This window comes from Pedobacter panaciterrae (genome assembly GCF_013204795.1).
Lineage (GTDB): Bacteria > Bacteroidota > Bacteroidia > Sphingobacteriales > Sphingobacteriaceae > Pedobacter > Pedobacter panaciterrae.
On record NZ_JABMKW010000020.1, the window covers coordinates 656642 to 677103 of the forward strand.

Genomic DNA, 20462 nt, shown 5'->3' on the forward strand with positions numbered 1-20462 from the left:
GTAAATCGAACAATATACCTTACTTTTGCTGTAATGACAGACCAACTATATATGCAACGCTGCCTTGAATTGGCAAAAATGGGAATCGGAAGTGTTAGCCCAAACCCACTTGTAGGATGTGTAATAGTAAATAATGGTCAAATAATTGGCGAAGGATACCACAAAAAATTCGGCGAAGCCCATGCAGAAGTAAATGCCATAAACGATGTTCTGAAAAACCATCGCGATAAAGCAGCCGAATTGCTATCAAATGCAACAGCTTACGTAAGTTTAGAGCCCTGCGCTCACTTTGGCAAAACCCCTCCCTGTGCAGATCTGCTCATTAAACACCGAATAAAAAAGGTTGTTATCGGTAATACAGACCCATTTGCAGATGTAAACGGAAAAGGAATAGAAAAGCTGCAAAATGCGGGTATTAAAGTAGAAACAGGCATTCTGGAAAACGAATGCAGGTACCTTAACCGTCGCTTTTTTACCAGGATAAAGCAACAACGTCCATTCATAATTCTTAAATGGGCTACAACAGCAAACGGATACTTTGCACCAAAAAACACTGTACAACAATGGATAAGCGGTCCACTTTCAAAAAAACTGGTACATAAATGGCGAACCGAAGAAGACGCCATACTTATTGGAAAGCAAACCGCAATTGCCGATAATCCTCAATTAAGCGCCAGAGAATGGCCCGGTAAAAACCCGGTAAGGATACTTATTGACCGCAATCTGCATGTTCCTGCCAATAACCACATATATAATAACAGCGCAAAAACCATCGTTATAAATGAAGTAAAAACAGAAGTACAAAACAATGTTCAATTCATTCAGATGGAAGATATGCAGTACTACCTGCCACAAAAAATAGCTTTCCAGCTGTATCTTATGGATATCCAATCTGTCATTATTGAAGGCGGAGCAAATATCCTTAACCAATTTATTCAGGGCAATTTATGGGATGAGGCAAGAGTTTTCACCTCTGCCACCTCTTGGTCAGACGGCATCGCATCTCCTGTAATCAATGGAATAATAACAGAAGAACACTACGTAGAAAAAGACAAATTAACTATCTATCAAAATAACCAAAACAAATGATTTACCTGCTAATAAGCATTTTTTGCAGCGTTACTGTTGGCGTACTACTAAAGTTTGCCAAAAGATATAAAATCAATATCCTTCAGGCAGTTACGTGGAATTACCTCTTTGCTATTGGCTTAAGTATTTTCTTTTTTAAACCCAGCTTCAAAGACCTTGCCTCCACTTCACATTACGATATTTATTTAGGTCTTGGAATCTTGCTGCCACTTATTTTTTGGTTCCTTGCAGGTTCAATCAGAAACATTGGCATCGCCAGAACAGACATTGCACAGCGATTATCATTATTTATTCCAATCCTGGCCTCCTATTTCCTATTCAAAGAACACTTTACCATCACTAAAATCTGCGGACTTGCTATTGGCTTTGTAGCCATATTTTTCACTTTACATAAGAAAACAACGCAAAGAAGTACCATTGGCAGCTGGTTTTACCCGCTTGTAGTTTTTGTAGGTTTTGGGATAATAGACATACTTTTTAAGCAGGTTGCACAGATCAAATCAATACCTTATACTACTTCATTAACCATCGTCTTCATCTTAGCTTTTACCATTTCAATTGTTGCCATCCTATATTTCAGGGCATTCAAAAACCAAAAGCTGGAACTGGTTAACTTCCTTTGTGGCTGTGTGTTAGGCTTCTTTAACTTCTTCAATATCCTGTTCTACCTTAAAGCGCATGGTGCAATGGCACAAAACCCATCAACCGTATTTGCCAGTATGAATATGGGTGTAATTATCCTGGGCAGCCTTATCGGAATATTTGTTTTCAAAGAAAAACTAAACAAATTGAACTACTGGGGTCTGTTTTTAGCGCTGGCCGCCATTATTTTAATAACACTATCTAAGATTTATGCTATTTGATGACACCTATAAAACCATATCCGCTGCTTCCGAAGGGGTTTTTAAGGATAAAGGAAGCAAATTTATTGCTTATGCATACCCCATACGTTCTGATGAAGAAGTAAAAAATATACTTCAAAATCTTCGGTCAGAACATCCAAAAGCACGTCATTTTTGCTGGGCATTGCGTTTAAGTCCTGATAGAAGCGTATTCCGAATTCAAGATGATGGCGAGCCATCTGGCACAGCCGGCAGACCTATTTTAAACACACTGCTCTCGGCTGATATAACAAATATCCTTATTGTAGTGGTAAGGTATTTCGGCGGCACTTTACTCGGTGTACCCGGTTTAATTAACGCCTATAAAACTGCTGCTGCAGAAGCAATTAAAGAAGCCAATGTTGTAGAAAAAACACTAAACGATATTTACGAAATCACCTTCGATTATCTGGCTATGAATGATGTAATGCGCCTAATGAAAGACGAGCAGTTGAACATCCTTAATCAAAATTTTGACAACGCTTGTGTGATACAGTTTGAGGTAAGAAAGGCAAATTTAAATACAGTATTAGGTAAATTAGATAAGATTGAGAACATATGGGAAATAAAATATCTGAAGCAGACCTGATTATTAATCAGGATGGTACCATCTACCACCTGAGCCTGCTGCCCGAAGACTTGGCTCAAACAGTAATTACAGTTGGTGATCCAGACAGGGTTTCTGAAGTTTCTAAACACTTCGATAGCATAGAGCTTAAAAAAGGAAAACGTGAATTTATAACCCATACAGGTTATTTAGATAAAAAGCGCATTACCGTAATTTCTACAGGCATTGGAACAGATAACATCGACATCGTTTTTAATGAACTTGATGCCCTTGTAAACATTGATTTTGAAAAGCGGGAAGTTAAAAAAGAATTAACCTCATTAGATATTATTCGCATTGGTACCTCAGGTGCTATACAGCCCGACATACCCATGGGAACCATACTTGCTTCTTCATTTGGCCTCGGATTGGATGCCTTAATGCAATACTACATTAATGAACTATCTGGTGATGATCATAGCATTCTAGATGCCTTTAAATCACGGTTTTCGCATATTAAAGGCATTACCCCTTACCTTACAGCCGCCGACAATGTATTGCTGAATACCATAGGAAGTGATATGGAAAAAGGAATCACAGTAACTGCTCCAGGTTTCTATGCACCACAAGGCAGACAGGTAAGAGCTAAGAATGCCATACCTGATTTTATCAATTTATTAAATAATTTTCAGCATAGTAACTATAGAATTACTAACTTAGAAATGGAAACCGCAGGAATTTATGCGTTGGCAAAAGCTTTAGGACATAAAGCCCTGTCAGTAAATGCAATACTTGCAAGCCGGGTTAATTTCGAATTCAGTAAAAATCCGGCGGCAGTTGTAGACAAGGCGATAAAAATGGTTTTAGAGAAAATAATCAAACAAAAATAATGCGTCCAATGTTCATTCGGTATGATTAATGTACATTCAATAGAAATGTTTGGTCAATAGAATTAAATTAAGAATAATATGTTTGGGAAAATAAAAGAGAGATTCGTGCTATCTGTGGTAAATACTTCGCTTGCTGGTTACGAAGCGAAAGATTTAAATACCGGAAAAAGACTGATCTCTGTAATTGCGGGTGTATATATCTTACAAAAGGGAATCAGAAATATTCGTCAACATCCGTTTACTGGTATAGAAGAAGTAGCGCTGGGAAGTATCCTGCTGTATAATGCAGCAAGTGGTTTAAACAAAAAAATAATTAAAAAACCAACCGAAATATCGGATATAAGAAGAAATCAAATTCAGGGCAATGATCCGAGATCAGATGTGCCTGCGTTTGTTTAGAAATGAATTCAGCGATTAAACAGAAAAGGCCGATAGTTATATCGGCCTTTTCTGTTTAGCATTATTTAAAACCTTTATTTCTTAACCGGTTTAGATGTCATATAAAACGTCAGTTTCCCCCCACCCGTAATATCAGAATGCTTTATGGTAGTTCCAGCAAGTTGTTTTCCATTTAACAAAACCCTCTGAACATATACATTCTTATCACTTTGGTTTAAAGCTTCAACAGTAAATGTTTTTCCATTTTCAAGTGCTAGCACTGCATTTTTAACCGCCGGACTTCCTAAAGAATAATCTTCCGATCCCGGAGATACAGGATAAAAACCTAAAGAAGAAAACATATACCACGCACTCATTTGTCCACAATCATCATTACCACCAAGTCCATCAGGTGTTGGCTTATATTGCATTTTCAAAATCATGCGTATCTTTTCCTGTGTTTTCCACGGCTGCCCAATCCAATTGTATAAATAAGCCACATGGTGAGCAGGCTCATTCCCATGCACATATCCACCAATAATACCCTCTCTGGTAATATCCTCAGTTTCGGCAAAAAACTCATCCGGAAGATGCATAGAAAACAAAGAATCTAATCTTAATCCAACCTTTTTATTGCCACCCATCTGCTCAATTAAAGCTTTAGGATCCTGAGGTACAAAGAAACTGTAGTTCCATGTGTTACCTTCAATAAATCCCTGGCCATGAGTACTTAACGCATCAAATTCCTTTTTAAACGAACCGTCAGCCATTTTTGGTCTCATAAAACCAATCGACTTATCAAACACATTTTTCCAGTTTCCTGAACGTTTGGTAAACTCATCATAAACATCCGTTCTGTTTAACTTTTTAGCCAGCTGGGCAATACACCAATCATCATATGCATATTCTAATGTATTTGAAACCGACGTTCCGCTGCGCTCTGCAGGAATGTAACCCAAATCAATGTAATCACCTATCCCCTCGTAGTCGCGATGATTAGCAGTCGTTATACAAGCATCCAGTGCCTTGTTAGCATCACCATTATATACACCTTTAATAATTGCATCCGTTAAAACAGAAACACTGTGGTAACCACTCATACACCAGTTGTCATTTGCATAGTGAGACCATATCGGAAGCATTTTAAGCGCACTCTGATCATAATGAGCCATCATAGATTTTACAATATCGTTGTTTCTGGCAGGCTGCATAATGTTCAGGAAAGGATGCAGAGCACGATAAGTATCCCACAAAGAGAACGTGGTGTAGTTGTTAAAGCCATCGGCTTTATGTACGTTCTGATCCAACCCTTTATATTCTCCGTTTACGTCGCTATAGTTTGTTGGATTAATAAATGCATGATACATTGCAGTATAAAAATTAATCTTATCATCTTCAGAAGCATCAATTTTAATCTTGTTAAGCTCCTTATTCCACTCTGCCTGTGCCTGCTGTTTTACCTTATCAAAATCCCATCCCTGAGTCTCTGCCTGCATGTTTTCTAATGCATTGGCCTGACTAACCGGTGATAAAGCGAACTTTACCTTGATCTTTTCCTGCTCTTCAGTTTTAAAATCAAAATACATTCTGATACGTCTTCCCGCTATATCAGGGAAGTTTTTAGTCTGGTCAAACTTTCTCCAGAAACCTTTATATACCTGAGGCTTATCGAAATTCTTTTGTCCATAAGAAACAAACGGTTTAGAAAATGACATAGCAAAATACACCGTGCGCGTACGTGCCCAACCATTAGTTTGTCTGTAACCCGTAATTAAAGTATCATTTACCACACGCACAAAAGTCCATACCGTTTTGTCGTCATAGTTATAAATGCCCGACATCAAATCCAGTATAATATGCGATTGATCTGACTTAGGAAATGTATACTGATGCATACCTACCCTATTAGTTGCGGTAAGTTCAGCTAAAATATTGTCATCGTCTAGTTTAACCTTATAATATCCGGCCTCTGCAACCTCATTATCATGAGAAAATGCCGATCTAAACCCTGATTTAGGATCATCCGCTGTACCTGGATTTAATTGAAGTTTTCCTTGAGTTGGCATAATCAGGAAGTCACCCAGATCAGAGTGTCCCGTTCCGCTAAAATGTGTGTGGCTAAATCCTACAATCGTTTTATCCTCATACTTGTACCCTGCACAATACTTATAAACGTCGCCATTATACTTGCCGTTCAATTCGTACGACAAAGTATCAGTATCAGGGCTTAGCTGAACAGATCCAAAAGGAACCGTAGCTCCTGGATAAGTATGTCCCATTTTTTGTGTTCCAATAATTGGTTTCACATATTTTACCAGGCTTTGCTGCGCATTTACTAGCACCGGAGCCGATAAAAAGCAGTACAGGAGGATTTTTTTCATATTTAACTTTAGTTCTATTTTTTTATGATTGTCTAAGGTATAAAAAAATCATACAAAAAACAGCTTTTTCAGTCTTGCTATAACGTTTGATCAAAATATTTCTCACTATGCTTTAACCATCTATCCTCCATACCTATCACCCCTTAACTCTCTTCCTAACTAAACCTCCCTTCCTCTCCTCCCAATTCGGCTAAAATTCAGTGTCGGGAAGAGGGCATCGGAACCATTTGCGCCCTTCAGCGCAATTTGTTCCAGCCCGAAAACCGATCACTTAATTTTACTTTGACAACCTATTGACGTCTCAATTAAAAAATTTCCATTAAAATCACTTACTTTTGCATCTTATTTCTAATCACCGGGCTTTGAACCCGAGGCAGTATTAAATAAAATGAGTAAAAAAGGAAGAATATTAGTCGCCATGAGTGGCGGTGTCGACAGTTCAGTAGCCGCAGTAATGCTACACGAACAAGGTTATGAAGTTATTGGGCTTACCATGAAAACATGGGACTATGCCACATCAGGCAGCAGCAGTAAGGAAACAGGTTGCTGCAGTTTGGATAGCATAAACGATGCCCGAACGCTTGCCGTAAACTATGGCTTCCCACATTACATCCTTGATATTCGCGACGAGTTTGGAGATTTTGTAATCGACAACTTTGTTGATGAATACCTTGCAGGCCGCACTCCAAACCCATGTGTATTGTGCAACACCCATATCAAATGGGAAGCACTATTAAAACGTGCCAACAAACTGGATTGCGAATTTATTGCAACCGGACATTACGCGAACATCCGACAACAAGATAGCGGTCGTTATGTAATCTCTAAAGGAAAAGACGAAAACAAAGACCAATCATATGTACTGTGGGGAGTTTCTCAGGAAAACCTTGCACGTACACAATTCCCTTTAGGTTCATTTGCCAAATCTGATATCAGACAAATGGCTTTAGATATGGGACAGGAAGAACTTGCTAAGAAAAGTGAAAGCTACGAAATCTGTTTTGTACCTGACAATGATTACCGTGCTTTCTTAAAACATAAAGTTGAAGATTTAGAAGACAGAGTTGCTGGTGGTAACTTCATCACTAAAGACGGTATGGTAGTTGGTCAGCATAAAGGCTACCCTTTTTACACCATTGGCCAACGTAAAGGACTTGGAATTGCGTTCGGCGAACCAATGTTTGTAACCCAAATCATGCCTGAAAGTAATACAGTAGTACTTGGAAGAGCCGAAGATCTGGAAAGAAACGAGGCCCTTGTACGCAACGTTAACCTGGTAAAATACGGAAGTATTTTAGAGCCAATGGATAACGTGGTTACTAAAATCCGATATAAAGATGCAGGTATGTTAAGCACTATTGTTCAGGAAAAAGACAAAATGCGCGTAGTATTTGATCATAATGTATCAGCAATTGCACCCGGCCAATCAGCAGTTTTCTATGAAGGAAACGATCTGTTAGGCGGCGGTTTCCTTTGTTAAAAGACATAAAGGTCGTCATCTCGAGGCAACGAGAGACCTCTTGACTACAAAGCAGCTACAAATTGCATAACCAAGAGATCTCTCCTATCGTCGAGATGACGATGCAGACCGTCACGATTCAGTACCTTAAATTTAATTTGTCAATTTAGCCGCTTTAGAGGCAAAATATTGTTCGAGATAAGATTTTACCTCAGCTTTTTTTACGCTATCATCAATAAAGCTATCAAGCGGTACCAAACCATTGTCATAAGCAAAAACAAACTGTGCATTATCTTCTGTATTAGCCGAAAGCCAGTTTGTAATATTCACTATTTGCCTATTATTTATAGTTTCGATTTTCAATTTGCTCATATCGCCGCCAGTAGAGCTAAAGTAGATCTGGGCCGAAGAATTTGCATTTAAGTTCCGTAAATTCACATCATCCAAACCGCCAGTTGGTAAACCAAATGTCCGTTTCACAGCATAACGTAATCCCTCCTTAATGATAGATTGTCTATTTTCCCCCTTAGCTTCTGCCTGATAAAAGACGTCTAATTTAGCACCCATTCTCACCCCTTTCAGAACATGAGTTCCATATTTATGAACAAGCTCCTGAGCACTTAGTAAAGTAATATCTCTCTTAAAACCAGATGTTAAAAAATTATTTAAGGACTGCCAATCATGAAACTTGCATCTTTTAAAAATCCAGTAAAGGCAATAATGTCCATAAACATACTTTTTATCAGTAACAAAGGTTCCAGGGAATGTATTTTCTATGGTGTTTCCAAAGAGTCTCAAACCTTGAGTGTCTTGAAACGAATTGGAAAATCTTTCTGATAAATCTACTGCATTATCCGCTTCGATAGTTTTCCATGAACCCTCTCCGGCTCTATCTATGTTAATTTTAGAAAATTCAGCAGCAGTATAAGCTTCAACATCAACTACGCTTGCTCTTATAGAAGCCTGGTTATTGAACTTATCTGTAGCATCATATCCAAATCCTAAAAAATTATAGGTTTCAGATGGCTGATATAAGGGTTGAGTCTCTTCAGTTGCTCCGTTAACTACCAGTTCAATATCTGGTGATAATTTCTCTTCAATTATGATTTCTTCAGATTTTTTCTTGCACGAGGCAAACGTGACAACGACTACCATAAATAGAATTGCTTTTTTCATTTGGTTCAAATTTGTGTGTGTATTCTCGTCCTCAATTTTAACGCCATTTTTACAGAAAAAATTAAAAATAACGTAAATATCAGTAAAAAAATAGATACACATTAAACTACCAGAGGAATATGATTTCTCTTTAGAAAAAAAAAGATCGTAAATATACAAATAGATGCTAAGCTTCCAATTTATTTGAAATCAGATAAGGTGAAGCCATTTTTAACTTTTTACCTTTATATCTTTCAAAATAATAATCAACCCTACCCAGGTTAATACCAGCAAAACCAACCTGATTTATAGTAGTTATTGCCCCGCTTAAATTCTGCACATCTTCTGGCTGATCCATAAAAGTATGCGTATGCCCACCAATTATCAGGTCGATACTCTTATTGTTTTTCGCTAAAATCTGATCGGATACTTTATCAGTATTATACTTGTAACCCAAATGAGACAAGCAAATTACCAGATCACACTTAAAGTCATTCTTTAATACATCAGCTATTTCATTAGCCTTTGCAACTGGATCTAAGTAAACTGTATCACCATAGTTTTTACCTTCAACCAGACCATGCAATTCTATCCCAACTCCAAAAACACCGATCTTTAGTCCATCCTTCTTAAATACCTTATACGGAAGGATCGATTTATTTAGTATTGTATTAGAGAAGTCGTAATTACTGCACAGAATAGGAAAGTTGGCATGAGGAAGTTGCTTATAAAACCCCTCCATACCATTGTCAAAATCATGGTTACCCATGGTTACCGCATCATAACCCATTGCGGTCATCAGCTTAATTTCAAGCTCACCGCCAAATTTGTTGAAGTATGGCGTACCTTGAAAAATATCACCGGCATCAAACAACAACACGTTTTTCTCTTCACTTCTTATCCTTTTGATCAGGGCCGATCGCCGGGCAGTACCACCCAAACCTTCATATTTAGATCCATCAATAGGAAAAGGTTCTACCCTGCTATGAACATCGTTAGTATGCAAAATGGTAAGCTTTGTTACCCCTCCTGCAGCCTCAGCTTCAAACGCATTTAAGTTTAAGGCCAGAGCCGCTGCAGCAATACCACCGGTTCTTAGAAAATCTCTGCGGTTAGTTTTTAGTAATTCTTCCATCTAATTTTGGATTAATTGTTTTGCCAGCGGCCTCAGCTTCTTTAACGTAATTCATCAGTGCATCGCGTACTTTAAGACCTATAACCTTTGTATCTGTCGCATTTTTAAAAGCAGGAACATTGTCGCCACCCCCACCAATATAATCAGATGTAAGTACTCGGTAGGTTTTGTTTACCTCAAAAGGTTTACCGTTTACAAGTACATCTACAGGTTTCTTATCTACTATTTTCATTTGTAAACGGGCCACAGGCTGTCCGTTGGTAGAAGCAATAAAGTCCAGGATCTGTTTAACATCAGTACCTTTTAGTGTAAAAATCATGAGTTGATTTTCAAAAGGCATCAGCTCAAACACATTAGAAACAGTAACGTTGCCTTTAGGAAAATCTACCCTTAAACCTCCTTTTGTGGATGGCAATGCAAAATCAATATTCTGATCATATTTAAGGGCCTGTTCCAAAACAGCATCAGAAAAGAAATTGCTAAGCAAGCTTTCAGGTAAGGTGTCGCTGCTTTTTTTAGACATCTGAGCTGCAGAATGACCAATTACTTTATTCATTTCAGCCTCAAGCTGAACTTTATAGGGCAAATAGGTTTTTATAATAGAGCTGTCTACCGCAAGCTCCTTATTAACATTGTATTCTGCACGATTGGTCTTTACCAGTTTGTATCCTGATGAGCAGGAAGCCACTAAAAGGGCAACTGATAGCGCTAAATAATTCCGGAATGATTTGATATGATCCATACTTATTTTGGTACAAAAGTACGGCAAACATTAGAATATGGTGTAAAAATATAGTGATAATAGTGTTAAATAATACAGCCCGTATCATGGTTTGATACAGGCTGTGTTTATCTGATTCGTTTTACGCGTCTCTCGTCATCCTGAATTTATTTCAGGATCCCGGACATGACATTAAAAACCTGCTTAAACGAGATCCTGAAATAAATTCAGGATGACGAGGGGCAGATGATGGGTTCCTACCCTACAAATTCTTTGTAATCGCTTCATCTAAAGGTTTAACTTTAGAGCGGAAGCGGTGTACCAACTGACCTTTTTCATTAATCAGGAATTTTTCAAAGTTCCATTGAATATCACCTGTAAAATCAGGATTTTCCTGACTGGTTAAATATTTAAATAAAGGACTGATGTCATCTCCTTTAACACTGCTTTTTTCCGACAACAAGAAAGTAACATTATATTTTCCTGTACAAAATTCTTTGATTTCGTTATTTGTAGCCAATTCCTGACCGCCAAAATTGCCAGCTGGGAAACCTATTAAAACTACATTTTTACCATATTGTTTTTGTAGTTTTTCAAGATCTTCATACTGAGGCGTAAATCCGCACTTCGAAGCTGTATTTACAATAAGGATTTTTTTGCCCTTAAATTTCGAAAGCTTAATTTCCTTGCCATCAATGGTTTTAAAAGAAAAATCATAAACGCTTTTAGTTGGAGGCGTAAATAAAATGCTTAACAGGATGAGTATTGTATTCATGGTTTTAAGTTTTTTTATACTCACGAAGTTAAGCACAAAAAAAATAGATAATTATATTATTTAAGTAAAATGTTTCAAACAGCTTTTATCTCGGTCGAATTAATTTAATGCCCTAAAAGCAGCATTCCGGCCATTGCTCATTATCAGGTAAAACAGGTCATTTTTAAATAAATTTGTTAGAAAAATTAGATCGGATTTTGAAATTAGGCTTATTTATAGCTTTATTTGCAGAAAAACGTTCTGAATGGCGAAGAATTTACTAATAGTTGAGTCACCTGCGAAAGCGAAAACCATTGAAGGGTATTTGGGCAAAGATTTCCTTGTTAAATCTAGTTACGGTCATATTCGTGACTTAATTAAAGGGGATATGGGGATTGATATCTCCAATAATTTTGCTCAGACCTATGAAGTTCCTTCTGATAAAAAGCAAGTTGTTGCCGAATTAAGAAAACTAGCTAAGGAAGCCGAAATGGTATGGCTAGCATCCGATGAGGACCGCGAGGGAGAAGCAATTTCATGGCACTTATTCGAAACTTTAGGACTTAAAGAAGCCAAAACAAAACGTATAGTTTTTCACGAAATCACTAAGCCTGCTATATTAAAGGCTATAGAAACTCCACGTACAATTGATTATAACCTTGTTCATGCACAACAAGCTCGTCGTGTGCTCGACAGATTGGTGGGTTTTGAACTTTCTCCGGTATTATGGAAAAAAATCAAGCCATCACTTTCTGCAGGTCGTGTACAATCGGTAGCGGTTCGTTTAATTGTAGACAGAGAACGAGAAGTAAATAAATTTAATGCTTCAGCAGCATTTAAAATAACAGCACAGTTTTCAACCGGAAAAGGTAAGGAAATTGTAAAAGCAGAACTACCTCAGCGTTTTGAGAAAGAATCAGATGCAGAACAGTTTTTAACAGACTGTATCAATGCTGGTTTTTCGGTTGATAGTTTGGAGACAAAACCTGCAAAGCGTAATCCTGCAGCTCCGTTTACCACTTCTACCTTGCAGCAGGAGGCTTCCCGCAAACTGGGTTACTCCGTTTCAAGAACAATGCAGATCGCTCAGAGGCTGTATGAAAGTGGACGCATTACTTATATGCGTACCGATTCAGTGAACTTATCGGAAACCGCATTACAAGCTGCTGCAAGTGAAATAAAATCTGCCTATGGCGATAAATATCATCACTTACGAGTATATAAAACTAAATCTGCAGGTGCACAAGAGGCTCACGAGGCCATCCGCCCTACTTATTTTAATCACCATACTGTACCAGGCGACAGCTCTGAACAACGTTTATATGAGTTGATTTGGAAACGCGCCATTGCTTCACAAATGAGTGAGGCTTTGTTTGAAAAAACAACAGCTCAGATCGGCATCAGCACTCGTAAAGAGAATTTGATTGCAGAGGGTGAGGTTTTGAAATTTGATGGTTTCTTAAAGGTTTACCTTGAATCAAGCGATGATGAGGATGTTGAAGATTCAGAAGGTAACAGCATGTTGCCACCATTGGTAAGAGGTCAGGAACTGACTTTAAAAGAGATGAATGCAACTGAGCGTTTCTCCAGACCACCGGCAAGATATACTGAGGCTAGTTTGGTTAAAAAACTGGAAGAGCTTGGTATCGGCAGACCATCTACTTATGCGCCAACTATTTCAACCATCCAAAACCGCGGTTATGTGGTTAAGGAAGATCGTGATGGCCGTCAGCGTTCATTTAGTTCTATTGTTTTAAACAATGGTTCTGTTAAAAAGCTAATTAAAACGGAAATAACAGGTGCCGAAAAAGGTAAATTATTCCCTACAGATATAGGCGAAGTTGTGAATGACTTCCTGGTTGAACATTTTAAAGGAATCGTAGATTTTAACTTTACTGCGAATGTAGAAAAGGAATTTGATGAGATTGCACAGGGTTTACAGGAATGGACAAAAATGCTTCACTCCTTCTATACTCCTTTTCATATTGAGGTTGAAACTACTTTAGAAACAGCCGACAGAGCTAATGGTGAACGTTTATTGGGTATTGATCCGGTAAGTGGTAAAAATGTATATGCTAAAGTTGGTAAATTTGGCCCGCTGGTTCAAATTGGTCAGAATGACGACGAAGAAAAACCTCGTTATGCGAGCTTATCTAAATCGCAATCTGTAGCAACTGTTACTTTAGAAAGTGCTCTGGAGCAATTTAAATTGCCTTTTCAGCTTGAAGATTATGAAGGTAAAGAGGTTTCTGTTGGTGTAGGTCGTTTTGGTCCGTATGTTAAATGGGGCGATGCTTACATCTCTGTTCCTAAAAATGAGGACCCTTTATCGATAGATAGAGATCGCGCAATAGAGATTATTGGCGAAAAAATTACTGCCGATGCTCCTGTTGCTCATTACCAGAGCTTACCAGTTACTAAAGGAAAAGGCAGATTCGGTCCGTTTATTAAATGGAATGATTTGTTTATCAATGTTCCTAAGGCTTATAATTTTGATAACCTTAAACAGTCGGACATTGAAGAACTGATTGGTAAAAAGTTAGAAAAAGAAGCAAATAGATTTATTCAGCAATGGGCTGAAGAAAAAATTGCGATAGAAAATGGCAGATGGGGCCCTTTTATCCGTTTCGGCAAAGAAATGCTTAAACTGCGTAAAAACCCGGCTACTAATGATAAATATACTCAGGAGGAATTAGAAGTAGTTTCTTTAGATGAGGTTAAAAAATTGATAGTTGAGCAAGTGCCTAATGCTTTTGAACCTAAAACCAAGAAAGCTGCAGCAAAGAAAACTGGTACCACTGCAAAGAAAACAGCAACTAAAGCACCTGCAAAAAAGAAAGCAGTAGCGAAGAAGTAGGTGTACGCCTGTCATAATTAATACACCCGTCATCTCGAACATCGTGAGAGATCTCTTGTTCAGATATAGTTCAAGAGATCTCTCACGATGTTCGAGATGACGATTTGCATAATTTAACATGAAAAAAGACCTTCCTGAAAATATAGTTGAAGATGTTGCAATGGCCGTAGTGCTAAAAAACGAAAGCCCGGAAGTAAAAAACTGGACCGTTTATCTGATCAATCTTAAAGATATCCCGCTTGACAACGTATTAATCAGCTCTAAGGGTTATGGAGAAAAAGACGGTAAAATGGTAAAAACATCGGTATTAAGACACTTCCTGGGCGATATTAAAGCGAAGTCTTTCGCCGGCGTAGAAGCTATTGATACCGAAGTATTTGGCTTAACAAATGAGTACTGGTTAAGCTATTACATCAACGGGGTCATCTACGATAAAAAGTTTATTTTCCTTCCAGAAAGTATTGTAGATGAAAACCTAATCCGTGTTCCCCTAGTTAATATGCCGGGCGTAATGATTAAATAGCCACCTGCAAGTATTCCCACAACATTTTTCTCTTGTGGATAACAATTATTTTCGTTTCCGATGATTTTTGTTGATTTTCGTACACATCTTATTATGAAATATCTGTGTTATGGAATCATCTCGCTCTTCCTTTTTCCAAAGGAATAAAAAACCCCTGGTTATTGGCATTACTGCTTTTCTGCTAGCTGGAATTGCATCTTTTTTTCTCTTTAAAAAAGAAAAGCCTAAGGACTACAACCAAAAATATTCTAAATATATAGAAGCTTACACTTCCGGAACCATCTCTAAAAAGAGTTTTATAAGGGTGCATCTGGCCAGTGAAGTAAAAACAATGAGTGATGTTGGCGTTGCCGACACCCGTGATTTGTTTAGCTTCTCTCCTTCTGTAAAAGGAAAAGCTTACTGGATCGATGCGCAAACAGTCGAATTCAGACCTGATGAGCCTTTAAAATCAGGCGAAACCTATGAGGCCAATTTCGATTTGAGCAAGGTTACTGAAACAGAAAAGGACCTTGAAGAATTTGAGTTCGGATTTAGAGTGATCAAACCCGGCATGAATTTAACTCAGGATGGGTTGGTGTCGCAAAACAACACTTCTCTTGATTATATGAAGCTTAAGGGAGAGATTACGACCTCCGATCAGGAAGACCCAAAGGCGATTGAAAAAGCATTAACACTAAATTTTCCGCAAACTTTAAAAGTTAAATGGCAGCATAATCCAGAGAAAAACACTTCTGCCTTTACCATAGATAGTATTAAAAAAGCTGGTCAGGATACAAAACTAACTTTAAAATGGTCTGGTGAGGCTATTAATGCCGACAGCAAAGGCGAACAAACCGTTGCTGTTCCTGCCAAAGGCGTATTTAAAGTACTGGACATGAAAGCAGTACAAGACCTCGAAGATTATGCCTTAGTACAGCTTTCTGAACCTGTAGGCGTAGCTCAGGATCTGGCCGGTTTAATCTCTTTAAGCGGTTTATCTGATTTAAGGTTTACCATCGATGGCAGTCAGGTAAAAGTTTACTCAGCCCTGGCTTTAGAAGGCAATTATTCTCTTACAGTAAATTCTGGCATCGAAAATATCAACGGAAAGAAACTTGGAGCAGGAAAAACTGCCAATATCGTTTTTGAGAACAAACTGCCTTCGGTGGTTATTGCAGGCAGTGGTACCATACTTCCAAATTCCGGTAAATTGGTGTTGCCTTTCGAAGCAACCAATTTAAAGGCGGTTGATGTTACGGTTATCAAGATCTATGAAAATAATATCCCTCAGTTCTTCCAAACCAACAGCTATAAAGATGGAGGTGAGATTCGTCGTGTTGGTAAACCTGTGGTACAAAAAACAATTCGTTTAGATGAAGATAAAGCGCTTAATCTGCATAAAAAGAACCGTTTTACCTTAGATCTTGATAAGCTGATTAAAACTGAACCTGGTGCCATGTACCGCATAACCATCGGTTTCAGAAATGAGTACAATGTATTTAAATGTGCTGAAGTAACTAACGATGAAGAAACTTCTGATGAAGACGGCTATCGTGGTTATGGTGAAAAGATTGATGAGGACGATGAGTTCTGGGAGCGTTACAACAGTTATTATCCAAATAATTACAGATGGGAAGATCGTGACAATCCTTGTACCCCATCCTATTATACCAATGACAAATGGGCCAGCAGAAATGTAATGGCTTCGAATATTGGTCTTATTGCCAAACGTGGTAACGACAACAGTATGCTTGTTGTAACTACAGATCTGCTTACCGCTAAACCAATGAGCGGTGTTACTTTGGAGCTGTTAGATTACCAGCGTCAGATCATCCACACGGTTAAAACCGATGGCGATGGTATGGCTACCTTTGATCTGAAAAGAAAACCCTTCTTACTGATCGCTAAAAATGGCGATGAACGTGGCTATCTGAAAATGGATGATGGTAGTTCGCTTCCATTAAGTCGCTTTGATGTTGGCGGCGATGTGGTGCAGAACGGATTGAAAGGTTACATTTATGGAGAACGCGGCGTTTGGAGACCAGGCGATTCTATATTCGTATCCTTTATTCTTGAAGATAAATTAAAGAAACTTCCAGGCGGATATCCGGTCACTTTTGAATTATATAACCCTCAGGGACAATTAATTAAAAGAATCATCAATGGTAAACCATTAAATGGATTCTATGCTTTTAAAACGGCTACAGAAAATACTGCTCCTACCGGAAACTGGCTGGCCAAGGTAAAAGCAGGTGGTGCAGTTTTCAGCAAAACCATTAAGGTTGAAACCGTTATGCCTAACAGGCTAAAGATAAATTTCAATATCGGTAATGCTACCTATTTAGGTGTTGGCGGTGCATCATCAGCCACGCTTTCGGCAAACTGGTTATTTGGTTCTGTAGGCAAAAACCTTAAAGCCAAGGTTGATGTGAATCTGAATACCATGAAAACTACTTTTAAGGGTTTTGATGAGTATACTTTTGATAACCCTACAGTAGTGTTCCAATCGCAGGTAAAAACCATATTCGAAGGCACACTAAATGAGAATGGAACTGCCGTTGTAAATACCAGTTTAAATGAAAACAATACTGCTCCGGGCATGCTTAAGGCAAACTTTACCACTAAGGTATTTGAAGCAGGCGGTAATTTCAGTATCGATAACTTTAGTATCCCTTACCATGTTTACAACAACTATTACGGTATTAAAACCCCTGATGGTGAGAAATTAAGCGGAATGCTGGTAACCGACAAGGATCATAAAGTTAATATTGTGAATGTAGACAGGAACGGTAAACTGGTACAAGGTGGCAAAACTGTTGAGGTTGAGCTATACAAAGTACAGTGGCGTTGGTGGTGGGATCAGGACGACCAGAACTCCTATGCTAACTTTACCCAAAACTCTTATAATAAACTCGTTAAAAAAGAAAGCATCACTTTATCAAACGGTAAAGGAAGCTGGAATTTAAGAATAGATGAACCGGAATGGGGTCGTTATCTGATTCTGGTACGCGATGTAAATGGTGGCCATGTAACCGGCAAATCTGTATATGTTGACTGGCCGGGTTGGGCACAACGTGAACAGGCCAACAACCCTACCGAAGCCTCTATGCTATCATTTACTGCCAATAAAACCAAGTTCAATGTTGGCGAAGATGTGGTATTAACCATTCCATCAGGTAAAGGCGGCAGAGCATTAATCTCTATAGAAAATGGCAGCAGGGTATTAAAAACCTTCTGGACAGAAACTAAAGCCGGCCAAACACAATTTACCTTTAAGGCCGAAAAGAACATGGCGCCTAATGTGTTTGCCGTGGTTACTTTGCTTCAGCCACATGCCCAAACGGTAAATGATTTGCCAATAAGGATGTATGGAGCTATTCCATTGCTTATTGAAGATCCTGAAACGATCTTAAAACCGGTTATTAAAATGGCCGATAAGATTAAACCTGAAACAGAGAATAGCATTACTGTTGCGGAACAAAATGGCAAGGCCATGACCTATACAATAGCCATTGTAGATGAAGGTTTGCTTGACCTGACCAGATTTAAAACTCCTGATCCTCATAGTGCTTTTTATGCCCGAGAAGGCTTGGGTGTTAAAACATGGGATTTGTTCGATTATGTACTTGGTGCATGGGGCGGCAATCTGGAACGTATTTTAAGCATTGGTGGTGATGGCAGTGTAAACAGGAATTTGAATCCGGCAAAAGCCAACAGGTTTGTACCTGTGGTAAAATATCTTGGTCCTTTTGCATTGGGCAAAGGCGAAAGCAAAACCCATAAGTTTACGCTTCCGCAATATATTGGCGCGGTAAGAGCAATGGTGGTTGCCGGACAAGATGGTGCTTATGGCTTTGCAGAGAAATCTGTACAGGTTAAAAAACCTTTAATGCTGCTGGCTACTTTACCACGTGTTATTGGTCCGGGCGAAAGCTTTACTTTACCTGCAACCGTATTTGCTACAGAAAATAACCTTAAAAACGTAACTGTTCAACTACAGGCACAGAATTTACAGGTAATTGGCAGTAAAACACAACAGCTTGGATTTAAACAACCAGGCGAACAGATGGCATATTTCGAAATCAAGGCTCCTGAGGTTACAGGTATTGCCAAGGTTAAGATCATTGCACAAAGCGGTACTGAGAAGGCTGTTTATGATGTAGAGATGGACATTCGTAATCCTAATCCGTTTGTTACCAATGTGGTATCGGCAGTAGTTGAACCGGGTGCCAATTGGTCGTTAAACTATGCGCCTATTGGTATGGCTGGTACAAATTCAGGGTCTATAGAGCTTTCGTCTATACCTCCTATCAATCTTAAAAAGCGCTTAAGTTACCTGATGCAATATCCGCATGGATGTGTAGAGCAAACTACTTCCGGTGTATTCCCTCAGTTATTCCTTAACCAATTAACTGCTTTAAATGAACAGCAAAAGGCAAATACAGAGCGAAACATAAAAGCGGGTATTAACAGGCTGAAAGGCTTCCAGACTACTGATGGTGGTTTAAGTTACTGGCCGGGCGAAGGTACGTCTGATGAGTGGGGAACCAATTATGCAGGGCATTTCCTTGTGGAATCGCAAAATGCAGGATATACCCTTCCAGTAGGAATGATTGATGAACTTGTTCGTTATTTAAAAACAAAAGCCAATAACTGGGCGCCAAATAGCAGTAATTTTTATGGTGGTGATCTTTCTCAATCGTACAGGTTATATGTGCTTGCATTGGCCAAGAGACCGGAGATAGCAGCAATGAACAGATTAAGGGCATTTGAATACCTTTCTGTATCTGCAAAATGGCGTTTGGCTGCCGCATATAAACTTGCCGGACAAGCAGATGCAGCCAATAAACTGATAAAAGATTTACCTACTGAAATAAAACCTTACAATCAGCTAGGCGGCACTTATGGTTCTGATTTAAGAGATGAGGCCATGATATTGGAAACACTGACTCTATTGGGCCGTAAAGGTACAGCAGCGCAGTTATTGCAGTCGGTAGCTGCCAGATTAGGTAAAGATGATTGGTACAGTACACAAACTACGGCTTACAGTTTACTAGGCATCGCAAAGTTTTGTGGTGTAAATTCTTCATCAAATAACCTTAAATACAGCTATACTATTGATGGTAAAAAAGGCAATGTAAATTCAAACCAGTACATTGTTAGCACGCCACTGGCATTTAAAGGCAATGTGGCTGTTACCAATACCAGCGACAGGGTGTTGTTTGCCCGTTTGATTTTACAGGGGCAACCTTCGGCCGGACAAAATAATTTCCAACCGAACAACCCTGATCTGTTAGACATGAGTATCAGCTATAAATTACTTAATGGCAAGGTGTTGGATCCTACTACTTTGAAACAAGGCACAGACTTTTATGCTGAAGTTGTGGTTAAAAATCCTGGTAAGAGTGGATATTATGAGCAAATGGCACTTACACAGATCTTCCCATCGGGATGGGAAATCATTAATACCCGCGTAAATGACAATGAAAGCATCATTGCTTCATCGCCATATACTTACAGGGATATTAGAGATGATCGTGTGTTTACTTATTTTAACCTGCGTGAGAACGAAACGGTTATTTATAAAGTGCTTTTAAATGCATCTTATATTGGTAGGTACTATTTATCGGCTGTTCAGTGCGAAGCAATGTATAACAACAGCATAAGTGCAACAGAAGCAGGAAAATGGGTGCAGGTTATTAAATAAGCA

The 20462-nt window shown here is 38.7% G+C and carries 14 protein-coding genes; 9 read left to right on the top strand and 5 right to left on the bottom strand.

The window, feature by feature from the left end:
• Positions 1-33: 33 nt before the first annotated feature.
• The 5 genes from ribD (at position 34) to HQN86_RS21775 (ending at position 3806) form a co-directional block, all read left to right on the top strand.
• The gene (ribD, locus tag HQN86_RS21755; protein WP_172662981.1) at positions 34-1089 is read left to right on the top strand and encodes a bifunctional diaminohydroxyphosphoribosylaminopyrimidine deaminase/5-amino-6-(5-phosphoribosylamino)uracil reductase RibD; all 1056 of its coding nucleotides are present in this window, start codon (positions 34-36) and stop codon (positions 1087-1089) included.
• Positions 1086-1952: an EamA family transporter gene (locus HQN86_RS21760; RefSeq protein WP_172662982.1), complete on the top strand. Its 867-nt coding sequence runs from the start codon at positions 1086-1088 to the stop codon at positions 1950-1952. Before ribD ends, HQN86_RS21760 begins: the two co-directional genes overlap by 4 nt.
• Positions 1942-2559, top strand: coding sequence for an IMPACT family protein (locus tag HQN86_RS21765; protein WP_172662983.1), 618 nt, complete (start codon positions 1942-1944; stop codon positions 2557-2559). Before HQN86_RS21760 ends, HQN86_RS21765 begins: the two co-directional genes overlap by 11 nt.
• A complete protein-coding gene (locus tag HQN86_RS21770; RefSeq protein WP_172662984.1) occupies positions 2529-3407 on the top strand; it encodes a nucleoside phosphorylase in 879 nt (292 codons plus the stop codon). Before HQN86_RS21765 ends, HQN86_RS21770 begins: the two co-directional genes overlap by 31 nt.
• 78 nt (positions 3408-3485) lie before the next feature.
• Entirely contained in the window at positions 3486-3806 is a 321-nt protein-coding gene (locus tag HQN86_RS21775) for a hypothetical protein (protein WP_048905347.1), read from the top strand.
• Positions 3807-3880: 74 nt separating this feature from the next.
• Here the strand turns inward: HQN86_RS21775 and HQN86_RS21780 are convergent, their stop codons facing one another.
• Positions 3881-6166 carry a GH92 family glycosyl hydrolase gene (locus HQN86_RS21780; protein ID WP_172662985.1) on the bottom strand — a complete coding sequence of 762 codons (2286 nt, stop codon included), beginning with the start codon at positions 6164-6166 and terminating at the stop codon, positions 3881-3883.
• Between the two features lie 388 nt (positions 6167-6554).
• Here HQN86_RS21780 and mnmA point away from each other — a divergent pair, with 388 nt between their 5' ends.
• Complete coding sequence (gene mnmA, locus HQN86_RS21785; RefSeq protein WP_172662986.1) at positions 6555-7646, top strand: tRNA 2-thiouridine(34) synthase MnmA; 1092 nt, start codon at positions 6555-6557, stop codon at positions 7644-7646.
• Positions 7647-7778: 132 nt separating this feature from the next.
• On the opposite strand, the gene HQN86_RS21790 is transcribed toward mnmA, so the two are convergent.
• The 4 genes from HQN86_RS21790 to HQN86_RS21805 all read right to left on the bottom strand — a co-directional run bounded on the left by HQN86_RS21790 (position 7779) and on the right by HQN86_RS21805 (position 11411).
• On the bottom strand, positions 7779-8801 hold the full coding sequence (locus HQN86_RS21790; protein ID WP_172662987.1) for an MAC/perforin domain-containing protein: 1023 nt from the start codon (positions 8799-8801) through the stop codon (positions 7779-7781).
• 166 nt (positions 8802-8967) lie between these two features.
• Positions 8968-9915 (bottom strand): bifunctional metallophosphatase/5'-nucleotidase, encoded by a 948-nt coding sequence (locus HQN86_RS21795; RefSeq protein WP_172662988.1) that lies wholly within the window; start codon positions 9913-9915, stop codon positions 8968-8970.
• Entirely contained in the window at positions 9893-10657 is a 765-nt protein-coding gene (locus tag HQN86_RS21800) for a 5'-nucleotidase C-terminal domain-containing protein (protein ID WP_172662989.1), read from the bottom strand. The genes HQN86_RS21795 and HQN86_RS21800 overlap by 23 nt, the downstream gene beginning before the upstream one ends.
• 241 nt (positions 10658-10898) lie before the next feature.
• Positions 10899-11411, bottom strand: coding sequence for a glutathione peroxidase (locus tag HQN86_RS21805; RefSeq protein ID WP_172662990.1), 513 nt, complete (start codon positions 11409-11411; stop codon positions 10899-10901).
• Between the two features lie 244 nt (positions 11412-11655).
• On the opposite strand from HQN86_RS21805, the gene topA reads away from it, so the two are divergent.
• The 3 genes from topA to HQN86_RS21820 all read left to right on the top strand — a co-directional run bounded on the left by topA (position 11656) and on the right by HQN86_RS21820 (position 20459).
• Positions 11656-14247, top strand: a complete 2592-nt coding sequence (gene topA, locus HQN86_RS21810) for a type I DNA topoisomerase (RefSeq protein ID WP_172662991.1) — start codon at positions 11656-11658, stop codon at positions 14245-14247.
• Positions 14248-14365: 118 nt separating this feature from the next.
• Positions 14366-14770 carry a hypothetical protein gene (locus HQN86_RS21815; protein ID WP_172662992.1) on the top strand — a complete coding sequence of 135 codons (405 nt, stop codon included), beginning with the start codon at positions 14366-14368 and terminating at the stop codon, positions 14768-14770.
• 109 nt (positions 14771-14879) lie between these two features.
• A complete protein-coding gene (locus HQN86_RS21820; protein ID WP_172662993.1) occupies positions 14880-20459 on the top strand; it encodes an alpha-2-macroglobulin family protein in 5580 nt (1859 codons plus the stop codon).
• Positions 20460-20462: the final 3 nt, after the last annotated feature.

Bases quoted from the DNA above. Each gene is read 5' to 3' on its own strand.
- ribD (WP_172662981.1), top strand. From the start codon at position 34: ATGACAGACCAACTATATATGCAACGCTGCCTTGAATTGGCAAAAATG.
- HQN86_RS21760 (WP_172662982.1), top strand. From the start codon at position 1,086: ATGATTTACCTGCTAATAAGCATTTTTTGCAGCGTTACTGTTGGCGTA.
- HQN86_RS21765 (WP_172662983.1), top strand. From the start codon at position 1,942: ATGCTATTTGATGACACCTATAAAACCATATCCGCTGCTTCCGAAGGG.
- HQN86_RS21770 (WP_172662984.1), top strand. From the start codon at position 2,529: ATGGGAAATAAAATATCTGAAGCAGACCTGATTATTAATCAGGATGGT.
- HQN86_RS21775 (WP_048905347.1), top strand. From the start codon at position 3,486: ATGTTTGGGAAAATAAAAGAGAGATTCGTGCTATCTGTGGTAAATACT.
- HQN86_RS21780 (WP_172662985.1), bottom strand. From the start codon at position 6,166: ATGAAAAAAATCCTCCTGTACTGCTTTTTATCGGCTCCGGTGCTAGTA.
- mnmA (WP_172662986.1), top strand. From the start codon at position 6,555: ATGAGTAAAAAAGGAAGAATATTAGTCGCCATGAGTGGCGGTGTCGAC.
- HQN86_RS21790 (WP_172662987.1), bottom strand. From the start codon at position 8,801: ATGAAAAAAGCAATTCTATTTATGGTAGTCGTTGTCACGTTTGCCTCG.
- HQN86_RS21795 (WP_172662988.1), bottom strand. From the start codon at position 9,915: ATGGAAGAATTACTAAAAACTAACCGCAGAGATTTTCTAAGAACCGGT.
- HQN86_RS21800 (WP_172662989.1), bottom strand. From the start codon at position 10,657: ATGGATCATATCAAATCATTCCGGAATTATTTAGCGCTATCAGTTGCC.
- HQN86_RS21805 (WP_172662990.1), bottom strand. From the start codon at position 11,411: ATGAATACAATACTCATCCTGTTAAGCATTTTATTTACGCCTCCAACT.
- topA (WP_172662991.1), top strand. From the start codon at position 11,656: ATGGCGAAGAATTTACTAATAGTTGAGTCACCTGCGAAAGCGAAAACC.
- HQN86_RS21815 (WP_172662992.1), top strand. From the start codon at position 14,366: ATGAAAAAAGACCTTCCTGAAAATATAGTTGAAGATGTTGCAATGGCC.
- HQN86_RS21820 (WP_172662993.1), top strand. From the start codon at position 14,880: ATGGAATCATCTCGCTCTTCCTTTTTCCAAAGGAATAAAAAACCCCTG.